Annotated in this window: 7 protein-coding genes and 1 pseudogene; 1 reads left to right on the forward strand and 7 read right to left on the reverse strand. The window is 64.0% G+C overall.

Annotated features, from left to right (window positions below):
- The first annotated feature begins 199 nt into the window (after positions 1-199).
- Positions 200-1058: pseudogene (locus EOC93_RS03095) on the forward strand (hypothetical protein).
- 51 nt (positions 1059-1109) lie between these two features.
- Here the strand turns inward: EOC93_RS03095 and EOC93_RS03100 are convergent.
- The 7 genes from EOC93_RS03100 to EOC93_RS03130 all read right to left on the reverse strand — a co-directional run bounded on the left by EOC93_RS03100 (position 1110) and on the right by EOC93_RS03130 (position 12478).
- Entirely contained in the window at positions 1110-2621 is a 1512-nt protein-coding gene (locus tag EOC93_RS03100; protein ID WP_127203812.1) for an aldehyde dehydrogenase family protein, read from the reverse strand.
- A gap of 178 nt (positions 2622-2799) precedes the next feature.
- Positions 2800-4074 carry an RNA polymerase sigma factor gene (locus EOC93_RS03105; protein ID WP_127203813.1) on the reverse strand — a complete coding sequence of 425 codons (1275 nt, stop codon included), beginning with the start codon at positions 4072-4074 and terminating at the stop codon, positions 2800-2802.
- A complete protein-coding gene (locus tag EOC93_RS03110) occupies positions 4071-4445 on the reverse strand; it encodes a YciI family protein (protein WP_127203814.1) in 375 nt (124 codons plus the stop codon). The genes EOC93_RS03105 and EOC93_RS03110 overlap by 4 nt, the downstream gene beginning before the upstream one ends.
- Positions 4446-4556: 111 nt before the next feature.
- On the reverse strand, positions 4557-5657 hold the full coding sequence (locus EOC93_RS03115; protein WP_127203815.1) for a DNA topoisomerase IB: 1101 nt from the start codon (positions 5655-5657) through the stop codon (positions 4557-4559).
- Between the two features lie 147 nt (positions 5658-5804).
- The gene (locus EOC93_RS03120) at positions 5805-6689 is read right to left on the reverse strand and encodes a transglutaminase family protein (protein ID WP_126105166.1); all 885 of its coding nucleotides are present in this window, start codon (positions 6687-6689) and stop codon (positions 5805-5807) included.
- 2 nt (positions 6690-6691) lie between these two features.
- Positions 6692-9094 (reverse strand): circularly permuted type 2 ATP-grasp protein, encoded by a 2403-nt coding sequence (locus tag EOC93_RS03125; RefSeq protein ID WP_127203816.1) that lies wholly within the window; start codon positions 9092-9094, stop codon positions 6692-6694.
- 6 nt (positions 9095-9100) lie between these two features.
- Positions 9101-12478 (reverse strand): transglutaminase family protein, encoded by a 3378-nt coding sequence (locus EOC93_RS03130; protein ID WP_126105164.1) that lies wholly within the window; start codon positions 12476-12478, stop codon positions 9101-9103.
- Between the last annotated feature and the right edge of the window lie 34 nt (positions 12479-12512).

Below are 12512 nucleotides of genomic sequence, written 5' to 3' on the forward strand. Positions count from 1 at the left end.
CCACGTCAGCCGCTGCATAGAGCCACCAGCGCCGATTAAAAGTGCTCACGGCCCGCGTATCAGTTTTAGCGTGACAGCCATAACGGTTGGCAACTTTTTGCGCTATATGGCAGTTATCCGCCAGCCTCTGGACATAGCCGTGAAGGCTGAAGCCGTGATCGGTGTTCGCCATTGGAAGGCTTGATTGGGCTCGGCGAGGATGGCGCTAAACTTGGAAGATATTGCCTGCCGTCCGGCATTTCAGGGCTCAGTCGCAAATGCTGCTCCAGACCTACGAAGCCAACCCGCGGCTCGCTTCCGTGTTCGCTACGCAGCAGCGCTGGCTGATGGCTCACATCGGTCTTGCCTTGCACTTCAGACGGCAACCACATGACGATCGCACCGGACTGACGACCACACGTTTCATCGACATGATACACCGCTGTTCGGTGGCCAGCCGCAACACCGCCGACGCTTTCATAAAGGAGATGCTGCACTACAATTTCATTCGTGATCTGTCGACGAATAGAGACAGAAGGGTCCGCCCCCTGCAGCCGGCTGCGACCACTCTGGAAACGCTCGCCGGATGGGTCTTTGCCCATCTGAGAACGCTGGACAGTCTCGACGGCGGAAGTCGACTGACCAAATTCGCCGCGAGACCGGACGCGCTTGCCAGATTGCAGCCGCTGGTGGCGGATGGCCTGCTTTCGTCCCACGCCGTGCGCGAGCCGAAACAGACCTTTTCCCTGTTCACCTGGCTTAACAATGGCGGCGTCGTCATGGATTGGCTGATGTCCGGCGTCGATCCCGACCATGCCGGCCTCGACCGAATTCCGACCGGCATTGTCTCGATCGGAGACTTCGCAAACTGGCTCAAGCTTTCCCGCACCCATCTTTCACGCAAATTGCGCGACGCCGAAAACCTCGGCAGCATCGGCTGGCTGGGTCAGCGGGGCCATTCGGTCATGTGGGTGTCGAACCATTTCTATCAGGAATACATGACCGCCCAGGCCGTGAAGCTCGCGATCATCGATGCGGCCTTCCAGAATTGCTTTCACAATCCAGGAACCCCGGAATAGAGAGCAACATGGCGATCGTGGCGGCCATTGCGACCGCCACGATCGGAGTTCTCAGTCGATGTCGAAGGATACGCCTTGGGCCAGCGGCAGCGCCTTGGAATAGTTCACCGTGTTGGTGGCGCGCCGCATATAGGCCTTCCAGGCATCGGAGCCGGATTCACGGCCGCCGCCGGTCTCCTTCTCGCCACCGAAGGCACCGCCGATCTCAGCCCCCGATGTGCCTATGTTGACGTTGGCGATACCGCAGTCGGACCCGTCGACGCCGAGGAAGCGCTCGGATTCCTGCAAGTCGCGGGTGAAGATCGACGACGACAGCCCCGCGCCGACCGCATTGTGCTCGTCGAGCACGGCGTCGAAATCCGAGTACTTCATCACATAGAGGATCGGCGCGAAGGTTTCTTCGGTAACCGGTGAGACCTGCTTGGGCATCTCGACCAGCGCCGGATGCACGTAATAGGCGTCGGGATGGCCGTTCTCCACCCGCGTGCCGCCGGTCACCTTGCCGCCGTGCGAAGCCGCCTCCTGCAATGCCTTCTGCATGGCATCATATGCTGCCTTGTCGATCAACGGTCCGACCAGCGCTGATGTCTCCAGCGGATTGCCGACCGAGACGCTTTCATAGGCCTTCTTCAGGCGCGGAACCAAGGCATCATAGACGCTGTCATGCACGAACAGGCGCCGCAGCGTCGTGCAGCGCTGGCCGGCCGTGCCCATGGCGCCGAAGGCGATGGCGCGCAAGGCCATGTCGAGATCGGCCGTCGGGCAGACGATGCCGGCATTGTTGCCGCCGAGCTCCAGCACGGCGCGGGCAAAGCGCTTCGCCAGCCGCGGACCGACATCCCTGCCCATGCGGGTCGAGCCGGTGGCCGAAACCAGCGGCACCTTGGGATGATCGACCAGGATTTCGCCGACGGCGCGGTCGCCGATCAGCACCGACGTCAGGCCTTCCGGAGCATCGCCGAAACGTTCTGCCGCACGCTTGAAGATCGCCTCGCAGGCGAGCGCCGTCAGCGGCGTCTTTTCCGACGGTTTCCACACCACCGCGTCGCCGCAGACCAGCGCCAGTGCCGCGTTCCACGACCACACCGCGACCGGGAAATTGAAAGCGGAGATGACGCCGACGACACCCAGCGGATGCCAGGTTTCCATCATGCGATGGCCGGGCCGCTCGGTGGCGATGGTCAGGCCGTACAATTGCCGGGAGAGGCCGACGGCGAAATCGCAGATGTCGATCATCTCCTGCACTTCGCCGAGCCCTTCGGACGGGATCTTGCCGACCTCGATCGACACCAGCCGGCCAAGCTCGGCCTTGTGTGCGCGCAGTTCCTCGCCGAGCAGCCGCACCAGTTCGCCGCGTTTCGGCCCTGGCACCAGACGCCACGCCTGGAAGGCCATATGGGCCTTGTCGATGGTCTTTGCCGCATCGGCCGGCGAGATCGTCTTCAGCGCGGCAATCTGCTCGCCCGTGACCGGGCTGCGCACGATTAGATCACCGCCCGAAAGCGCGGCCTCGGCAACACCCAGTTTCGCCAGTAGCCCGGCTGTTTCCTTCGCAATCGTCATTCTCTGTCCCTTTCAGATGCCGTCGCTCATGTGGCGTCGGTTAAAGCCTTGTGCCATGCCGTCCCTGTGCCGATCGGCACATCAGGCGCTGTCAAGGCGTGGCATTACTCGTTTCAGGGAAAAATCTCCACCCCGGCATGGTCTAAGCCAAGGTCGGACCGTTGAACCAGCGAGTCATTCAGCGCTCTGTCTGCGCGGTTCCCCGCGCGGCGCCTTCCTCCATCAACCGGTCGATATGCATGCGGATATGCGCGGCCTCGGCTGCCGTGTTGGCAAGCGCGATGGCACGGTCGAAGGCGATGCGCGCCTCCTCGCCACGACCAAGCTGCATCAACAGGCCGCCCTTGAGGCCGAAGAAATGGAAATAGCCGGAAAGCCTCTGTTCCAGCGGCTCGATCATGGCAAGTGCCGCTTCCGGCCCGCGCACCTTGGCGACCGCGACGGCGCGATTGAGCGTCACCACCGGCGACGGCTGCATCTGTTCAAGCAGGCTATAGAGCAGGTCGATCTCGTTCCAGTCCGTATCCTCTGGCCTTGCCGCCCGCGCATGCAGGGCAGCGATCGCCGCCTGCACCTGGTAGGGACCGGGCTTCTGGTGGCGCAATGCCTTGTCGACCAGCGCTAGCCCCTCGTCGATCATCTTGCGGCTCCACAGGCTGCGGTCCTGGTCCTCGAGCAGCACGATCTCGCCGCTCTCGTCGAAGCGCGCCGGCGCACGCGCATGCTGGAGCAGCAGCAGCGCCGTCAGGCCCATGATCTCCGGCTCGGTCTGGAACAGCCGCAGCAGCAGCCTGGCCAGCCGGATCGCCTCTTCGCAAAGCGGGGCGCGGGCGGGAGCCTCACCGCTGTTGGTCGAATAGCCTTCGTTGAAGATCAGATAGACCATGGCGGCGACGGCGGCGAGCCGTTCCGAGCGCTCGACCGCACCGGGCGTCTCGAATGGCACGCCGGCATCCGCAATGCGCGCCTTGGCGCGGGTGATGCGCTGCTCCATGGCGCTTTCGCCGACGAGGAAGGCGCGGGCGATCTGCTTGACGCTCAGGCCGGAGACGATGCGCAATGCCACAGCGATCTGCTGCGTCGCCGGCAGGTCGGGATGACAGCAGATGAACAGCAACCGCAAGATGTCGTCGCGGTAGTGCGCGCCGTCCAGCCGTTCGGCGATGTCGGTCTCGGCATCCTCCAGATCGGAGATCTGGTCTTCCTCCGGCAGCGGCGCCTGCTTGGCGCGCTTGCGCACCGCGTCGATGCCGCTGTTGCGCCCGACAAAGATCAGCCAGGCTGCCGGATCGCGCGGCGGGCCGTTTGTCGGCCAGTTCTTCAGAGCTCGCAGGCAAGCGTCCTGGAAAGCTTCCTCCGCCGCATCGAGATCGCGGAAGTAGCGCAGCAGCGCGCCCATCGCCTGTGGGCGGGCGGTACTGATCGCCGTGCTGATCCAGGTAAGATCGGTCATGCGGAAATCTTGGCGGGATTGAAGAGCGAAACCGGCCGTATCTCGTAGGAGCCGCCGCTCGGGTTGACCTCGGAAAGCTCGCGCGCAAAGTCGACCGCCTCGTCGAGATCGGCGCATTCGAGCGTGTAGAAACCGAGGAATTGTTCCTTGGTTTCGGCAAATGGTCCGTCGATGACGACCGCTTCGCCCTTGACCTTCCGCAGCGTTGTCGCAGCGGTCGTCGGCAGCAACCGCGCCACGGGCCCAAGCCGGCCGGCTTTGGCGTATTTTTCCTGCACGCCGAGGAGTTTTTCCATGACAGCGTCATCTTGCTCCTTGCTCCAGGAGCAGACGACGTCTTCGGAGGCATAGCAGAGGATCGCGTAGAGCATGGGTGGTCCTTTTCTCTGTCAAAGGACGAAACACTAGGACCTATCCCGACATGACGTCGACAAAAAATTACGTCCTGCACGGATCACGAAACTGCGGCTGCTCTGTCCAGTTCAGCTTTCCTGCGCCTTCAGCCATCTCAGTACGAGAGCCTCTTCGTCATCAAGGCCGGGTATCGATCGTTTCCGCTTGTTCGCATCCGCTATTTCGCTGAGCAGCCGTCCTTCGGACCAGGCATCGAAAACTTGCGGGTGGATATAGCATCTGCGGCAGATGGCGCGCGTGTTGCCCAGCCGCTCGGCGACCTTGTCGATGAGGCCGTTCATCACCCGCTTCTGTTGTGCCTGGCTTTCGGGTCGTCCGGTTTGCGCAAACAGTGACGCAGCATGGATGGTGCCGCCCCAGGTTCGGAAATGCTTGGAGCTGAAATCGGCCTCTGCCATCTCCCTGATGTAGCGGTTGACGTCATCGGAGCGGATCGGTCGCCTGCTTCCGTCCTCGTCGAGATACTGGAACAGCTTTTGGCCCGGCAGGTCCTGCGCCCCGCGCACGATCCTGGCAATCCGGCGATCGACGAGCTTCAGCTTCCATTCCTTGCCGGACTTGCCTTTGAAAGCGAAACGCAGGCTCGAGCCATTGATGTCGACATGGCGGTCGCGCAGCGTGGTCAGCCCAAAGCTGTTGTTATCGCGAGCATAGGCGGCATTGCCGACGCGGATCATCGTGTTGTCGAGCAGCCAGACCACAGCAGCGACAACCCGCTCCAGCGGCAGGCCGTGACGGCGCAGATCGGCATCGATCTGGCGTCGCAGCTCAGGCAGGCTTTCTGCAAAGGCAACCAGGCTCGAATATTTTACGCCGTCACGCTCCTCCGCCCACAGCGCATGGTAGCGATATTGCTTGCGTCCGCGCTGGTCCCGGCCGGTCGCCTGGATGTGACCGTCAGCAACGGGCGAAATCCACACATCTGTCCACGCCGGTGGAATGGCGAGCGCCTTGATGCGGGCCAAAGTGTCCTCGTCGACGCCCTGCCCGTCAGGCCCTTTGTATGAAAATCCCTTGCCAACCCTCAGACGGCGGATACCGGGCTCGGCGTCAGTGATGTAGGTGAGTGAGGCTCGATCGGCAGAGGCTTGCGACCCATTTGTCGGCGCCCCTGGAGCAACCTTCCTGCTAGCCGACCGGCCAGGCGACGACCCGGATTTGTCCAGCATGTCCTCTCCACGGAATTTCCCGTAGATAAGCGACGGATCGGCCGCTGGTTCCGCCATGGCTTCCACAAAGATACCAGGCTCACCACATCCGCGTTCGAGAAGCAGCCTTCTGCCGATGTTCAAGATCGAGTGTGGCCTCGCTTGCCGTCATGCCTTTTCAAGCACGACCGGAATGACGTCGACTGCTTGCTCGCCGACCTGCCCTCCCGTCGTCTTCAGGACGCCGACGATCGGCGCTACATCCGAATAGTCGCGGCCATGGCCGACGGTGATATGGTCGTTGCTTGCCCGCATGCCGTTGGTCGGATCGAATTCCTGCCATCCGGTGTCGCGCCCACACCACACCTTGACCCAGGCATGCATGGCGTCGGCCCCTTCGAGCCGCGGTTTGCCACGCGGCGGAATGGTGCGCAGGAACCCGCTGACATAACCGGCGGGAATACCGAGGCCGCGTAGGCCGGCGATCATGATGTGCGAAAAATCCTGGCAGACGCCCCGCCTCAGGTCGAAGGCATCGCTCGCCCGGGTCTGCACCGTGGTCGCCTCGCCATCATAGGTGAAATCGCGATGAATGCGGTTGCACAGGTCCACCGCAGTGCTGACAGCCGAGCTGCCGGCACTGCCGCGCGCGTAGGCCGTGATCGCAGCGTCGATGCCCGCGTGATCGCTGGCGGCCAGGAAATGATGCGGCGATCCGGGCGACAGCGACCGCACCGCGTCGAGTTCCTCGCGCAGCCGGCGAATGTCGGGCGACACATCAAGCCCAGGCTCCGGCCGCGAGACGGCGACGCGCGCGCTCATCCTGATGTCGAGCGCATCATGGGCATCGCGAAAGGCGATCGACGTGACATTGTTGCCAAAGAAATCGGAAAAGTCGGAGCGTTCGCTCGGCGCCGGCGCGAAGGACAGCGAAGCGGCGATCACGCGCTGCACGCCCGATATCGTCGGCGGCAGCACGCGCACCTGATGGCGGCCACCGCCCGCCGCCGCATCGTAATCGTAACGCAGATTGAGCCTGATGTCGTAGAGCATGCTTACCCGAAATAGGCTTTGGCGAGGCTGTTGTAGAGACCGCCGATCTCGCTGGCGAGATCGTCCAGCGCCTTCGCCGTCATGTCCGAGGGCTCCTTGATGGCGATCGCCGTGTTGAGCTGCAGGATCTCTTTCGCCGCTGGCGACATATGCCCCTCGCCGACAGCAGGCAACAGCGCGATTTCGGCCTTCAGCCGCTCTAGCTGGAACAGGATGGAGCGCGGATTGAGCGGATCGAGCACCAGGAGATCGATCACCGTGCGCCGGCCGGACTGCACCGGATACTGCCGCCGATGCGTCATGACGCTGTCGCCGATCTCCAGCATCATGTCGAGCGCGCCGTCCGGCGCCGCAGCCCTGGTCAATCGGGCGAGCGTGCGGGCGATCTGGATGCCGCGTTCCAACCGCCGGCCGATCTCCAGGAAGCGCCAGCCAGTGAAGCGGTACATATTCTCATGCAGCAGACCCGAAAACCCGGCGAGCTTGCGCAGGATGACCGTCATCGCCCGCGTCGCGTCATCGCCCGGCGCTACCGTTGTCGCGAATTGATGAATGGTCTTCGACAGATCCTTCAGCGCCAGCCAGCCATCAGGCGAGAAGCGGTCGCGAATCTGTCCGGCGCTGTAGACGGCGCTGTCCAGCGTTCCGATCAGCCCCGGCGGGATCGCCGTCGCGACGTCGATGCCGAACGGTTCGAGATAGTCTCTGATATCGGCAAGCAGCGGCATATCCGGGTCGGAGGCCTCGGCCAGCCGCACGTGATAGGCGCGCAGGATGCGCACCGTGTCTTCCGATCGCTCGATATAGCGGCCGAGCCATGTCAGGTTTTCCGCCGCGCGGCTGGGCAGGCTACCAGGCAAGGTACGGGTGAAGCTGTCGTGCTCTTGCGGCAGCAGCGTCTCGCGCTCCACCGGTCTGTCGCTGACCACCCACACATCCGCCGCCTGGCCACCGCGCTGCATGGCGATTGCCGTCGGGTCGAGCGAAAAGCCGACACGGGCAAAACCGCCGGGCATCACCGTCCAGCCTTCCGGCGTTCGCGCCAGATAGACGCGCAGGGCTGCTGGCCGCGGCTCCAGCCAGCCGCCGACATAGACCGGCGTGGTCGAAAGCGTCACCGCTTCCTGTCCGACGAAGTCGCCGCCGCCCCGTTCGATCTGGGCTATCAGTTCGGCCCGCTCCCCGGCAACCAGCGCCGAGCCCAGCCTGGTGCAATCGTCATCCTCGAAGGCAAGCCGCGTCGACAGCGCCGGACCGATCACCATGTGGTCGAGGTTAGCCAGCACATGGTCACGGTCCGTGTCCCGGCCACACCACCATGTCGCGACGCTCGGCAGCAGAAGCTCCTCGTGGCGCAATTCGCGCGAAATCTTCGGCAAGAAGGCGGACATCGCCCGCGTTTCCATCAGCCCGGAGCCGAGCGCGTTGACGGCAGAAACGGCTCCCCGGCGGATCGCCTCGACCAGCCCTGGCGTGCCGATCTGCGACTCCGGCCGCAACTCCAGCGGATCGGCGAAGGCGGCGTCAAGCCGTCGCCACAGCACGCTTACCGGCATCAGTCCCGAAACGGTGCGTACCATGAGCCGGCCGCCGGAGACGGTCAGATCCTCGCCTTCGAGCAGCATGATGCCGAGATAGCGGGCGATATAGGCATGTTCGTAATAGGTTTCGTTGAGCGGCCCCGGCGTCAGGATGGCGACACGGCCGCCTGATACCTTGGCCATGCCGTTCAGCGCGTCGCGAAAGCGGCGGAAGAAGCCGGCAAGACGGTGCACATGCATCTCGCCATAGATGTCGGACAGCGCGCGCGTGGTGGCGACGCGGTTTTCCAGCGCAAAGCCGGCACCCGACGGCGCCTGCGTGCGGTCGCCGAGCACCCACCAGCGGCCGTCCGGTCCACGGCCGAGCTCGAAGGCGCAGAAGTGCAGGAAATGGCCGCGGGCCGGCCTGGTGCCGACGACCGGCCGCAAATATTCCGGGCTGGCGGCGATCAGCCCCGCCGGCAAAATGCCTTTCTCGACCAGCCGGTTCGGCCCATAGATGTCGGCGATCGTTTCCTCGAACAGCTCCGCCCGTTGAACCAGGCCGGCACTGATCGCAGCCCATTCCTGCTCCTCGATCAGCAGGGGCACATGCGCCAACGGCCATTCGCGCTCATTGGCGCCGGCCTTGTCGTAGACGCGGTAATAGACACCGGCGTCGCGCAGATACTGGTCGGCGCGAGCGAAGCGCTGGGCGAGCTTTTCAGGCCCCAGCTCTTCCAGTGCCTCGATGAAGTCCTTCCAGACCGGACGAGGATTGCCTGATGCGTCGACCATCTCGTCGACGACGCCGTCGATCGGCTGGTAGTGCTCCAGCAGGTTATGCGGTCTGCCGCGTATTTTCCTGTGATTCCCCTTTGCCATGGCTGATCAGAGTCTTGCAGGCCGCCGCAGGTCAAGGGTCATCGGGAAATCCTCAGAGGCTTGTTCGTCGCGCAGCACGTAGCCGGACGGCGTATGGCCGCGCGGCTCGAAGCGGGCGAGCCGCCGCGCCTCCGCTTCGTTGCCGTTGACCGGGAAGGTGTCGTAGCTGCGCCCGCCGGGATGCGCGACATGGTAGACGCAGCCGCCGACCGCCCGGCCCGACCACCGATCGTAGATGTCGAAGACCAGCGGCGTGTTGACTGGCAGCGCTGGATGCAGGCCCGATGCCGGCTGCCATGCCTTGAAGCGGACGCCCGCCACCGCGATCTCTCTGGTGTCGGTCACCTTCATTGGCACGATACGGCCGTTGCAGACGACGGCATGACGCTCCGGGTTGAGCCCTTCCGTCTTCACCTGCAGCCGCTCGACCGAAGAATCGACAAAGCGCACGGTCCCGCCGATGGCGCCCTGCTCGCCCATGACATGCCACGGCTCCAGCGCTTGCCGCAGCTCCAGCTTGACACCGGCATACTGGACCTCGCCGCAGAACGGAAAGCGGAATTCGAGCTGCGCGTCAAACCATTCGGGGCGGAATTCAAAGCCGTTCAGCTTGAGGTCGTCCAGCACGTCTAGAAAGTCAGCCCAGACATAGTGCGGCAGCATGAAACGGTCATGCAGCGACGTGCCCCAGCGCACGAAGCGGCCGTCGAGCGGGTTTTTCCAGGCGCGGGCGATGATGGCGCGCACCAGCAATTGCTGCGCGAGGCTCATGCGCGCATTGGGCGGCATCTCGAAGCCGCGGAATTCGACCAGCCCCAGCCGGCCGGTCGGGCCGTCGGGCGAAAACAGCTTGTCGATGCAAATTTCCGAACGGTGGGTGTTCCCCGTCACATCGGTCAGAAGATTTCGGAACAGCCGGTCGACCAACCACGGCAATGGCGCATTGCCCTTGTCTGGATGCGGCACCTGCGCCATCGCGATCTCGAGCTCGTAGAGCGAATCGTGGCGCGCCTCGTCGAAGCGCGGCGCCTGGCTGGTCGGGCCGATGAACAGGCCCGAAAACAGATAGGACAGCGACGGGCGGCGCTGCCATTGCAGGACAAGGCTTTTCAGCAGATCCGGACGGCGCAGGAACGGGCTGTCGTTGGGCGTCGCGCCGCCGACGACGACATGGTTGCCGCCGCCTGTGCCGGTGTGGCGCCCGTCGATCATGAACTTGTCGGCGCCAAGCCGTGTCTGCCGCGCCTCCTCGTAGATCGCTGTGGTCGTCGCCACGCAGTCCTGCCAGTTCGCAGCCGGATGGATGTTCACCTCGATGACACCGGGATCCGGAGCCACCCGGATGACGTTGAGGCGCGGATCGTGCGGCGGGCCGTAGCCCTCGATATGCACCGGCAGCCCGATAGCCTTTGCCGCGTTCTCGGCCGCCGCGACCAGTTCGAGATAATCTTCCAACGCCTCGACCGGCGGCATGAACACACAAAGCCGTCCGTCGCGCGGCTCGACCGATAGCGCGGTGCGCACCGCGCCACCGATCTCGGTGATTTCTTGTTCGACACGGCCCTGCTGGCCGGTCGCGGCGGTGAAGGACGCCGCCTGCTGGCGGCGCGCCATTTCGTCGGCGCCTTCCAATTCGGCCGGGGCAGCGTCCGGCAAAGGAGCGGCTTCAGGTAAAATAGCCTGGCGCGCCGGCAATGGTCCGCGCGGCAGCGAAGGATCAACCGGCACGATGTAGGGGAACTGCGCCGGCGGCACATGGGGCAGCGTGCCGAGCGGAAGGCGGTAGCCGACCGGCGAATCGCCCGGCACCAGGAACAGCTTGCCGCGCCGTGTCTTCCATTTCTCCGAACGCCAACGCGGCCCCGACGCCTGGCTGTTCCAGCGCTGGACCGGCAGCACGTAGCCCGACGGCTTGGTCAGGCCGCGTTCGAACACTTTTGCCATGCGGCTGCGCTCTTCCGGGTCTTCCAGCTTCGAATTGGACGGGTCGACATTGTCGGGCAGCTTGCCTTCCTTGAGCAGCCACTCAGCCGGGTCCTCATAGGCTTCGCTGACCATGGTCTTGTCGATGCCGAGTTCATCGGCAATCGTCGTCAGCAGGCTTTCAGCCTGCTTCGGTCCGACATCTGCTTCGCTGTTTTCCCGTGCGATCAGCGACGGATCGCTCCACACCGGCTCGCCGTCGGCGCGCCAGTAGAGCGAGAAGGTCCAGCGCGGCAGGCTTTCGCCCGGATACCACTTGCCCTGCCCGTAGTGCAGGAAGCCGCCGGGCGCGAACCGTTCGCGAAGCCGGCGGATTAGGGCATCGGCCTTTTCACGTTTTGTCGGGCCGACGGCAGCGGTGTTCCACTCCTCCGCCTCGAAATCGTCGATCGACACGAAGGTCGGCTCGCCACCCATGGTCAGCCGCACGTCCCCGGCTTCGAGCGCGGCATCGACCTGGACGCCCAGCGCATCGAGCGCCTGCCAGCTTTCGTCGGAGAATGGCTTGGTTATGCGCGGGTGCTCGGCGATGCGGTCGACCCGCATGTCAAAGCCGAATTCGACATTGGCGAAGCTCGCCATGCCGGAAATGGGCGCAGCGTTGCGGAAATGCGGGGTTGCGGCCAGCGGCACATGGCTTTCGCCGGTCAGCAGGCCGGAGGTCGGGTCGAAGCCGATCCAGCCGGCCCCCGGCAGATAGACCTCGCACCAGGCATGGAGATCGGTGAAATCAACGGCAGTGCCGGGCGGCCCGTCAAGCGCGACGAGGTCGGGCTTCAGCTGGATCAGGTAGCCGGAAACGAAGCGCGCGGCGAGGCCGAGGTTTCTTAGGATCTGCACCAGCAGCCAGCTCGTATCGCGGCAGGATCCCTTGGCGGCGGCCAGCGTTTCCTCGGGTGAGAAGACACCGGTTTCCATGCGCACGATATAGGCGATCTCGCGCTGCAGCCGCGCATTGAGGTCGACGACGAAATTGACGGTGTTGGTTGGGTGTCGCACGATGGTCTGCAGGAACGCCGACAGCAGCGGTCCAGCCGGCTCCGGCGTCCGGTAGATGGCGAGATCGTCGCGGATCTCTTCTGGGTATTCGAACGGAAAGATTTCGGCCGACGGCTCGACGAAGAAATCGAACGGATTATAGACCGTCATGTCGGCGACGAGGTCGACCTCGATCTTCAGCTCCGTCACCGGCTCAGGAAACACGAAGCGGGCGAGGAAATTGCCGTAGGGGTCTTGCTGCAGATTGACGAAATGGTTTGCGGGCTCGACCTTCAGCGAATGACTGAGCACCTTGGTGCGGGAATGCGGCGCCGGCTGCAGCCTGATGACCTGAGGGCCAAGGACGACCGGCCGGTCATATTTGTAATGGGTCAGGTGGTAGACGGCTGCCAGAATTGCCATGGTGCCCCGAAAGTCGGCGTTTCAAACGAATTCG

It is taken from the genome of Mesorhizobium sp. M6A.T.Ce.TU.002.03.1.1, from assembly GCF_003997275.1.
Taxonomy (GTDB): Bacteria; Pseudomonadota; Alphaproteobacteria; order Rhizobiales; family Rhizobiaceae; genus Mesorhizobium; species Mesorhizobium mediterraneum.

Bases quoted from the DNA above. Each gene is read 5' to 3' on its own strand.
- EOC93_RS03100 (WP_127203812.1), bottom strand. From the start codon at position 2,621: ATGACGATTGCGAAGGAAACAGCCGGGCTACTGGCGAAACTGGGTGTT.
- EOC93_RS03105 (WP_127203813.1), bottom strand. From the start codon at position 4,074: ATGACCGATCTTACCTGGATCAGCACGGCGATCAGTACCGCCCGCCCA.
- EOC93_RS03110 (WP_127203814.1), bottom strand. From the start codon at position 4,445: ATGCTCTACGCGATCCTCTGCTATGCCTCCGAAGACGTCGTCTGCTCC.
- EOC93_RS03115 (WP_127203815.1), bottom strand. From the start codon at position 5,657: ATGCTGGACAAATCCGGGTCGTCGCCTGGCCGGTCGGCTAGCAGGAAG.
- EOC93_RS03120 (WP_126105166.1), bottom strand. From the start codon at position 6,689: ATGCTCTACGACATCAGGCTCAATCTGCGTTACGATTACGATGCGGCG.
- EOC93_RS03125 (WP_127203816.1), bottom strand. From the start codon at position 9,094: ATGGCAAAGGGGAATCACAGGAAAATACGCGGCAGACCGCATAACCTG.
- EOC93_RS03130 (WP_126105164.1), bottom strand. From the start codon at position 12,478: ATGGCAATTCTGGCAGCCGTCTACCACCTGACCCATTACAAATATGAC.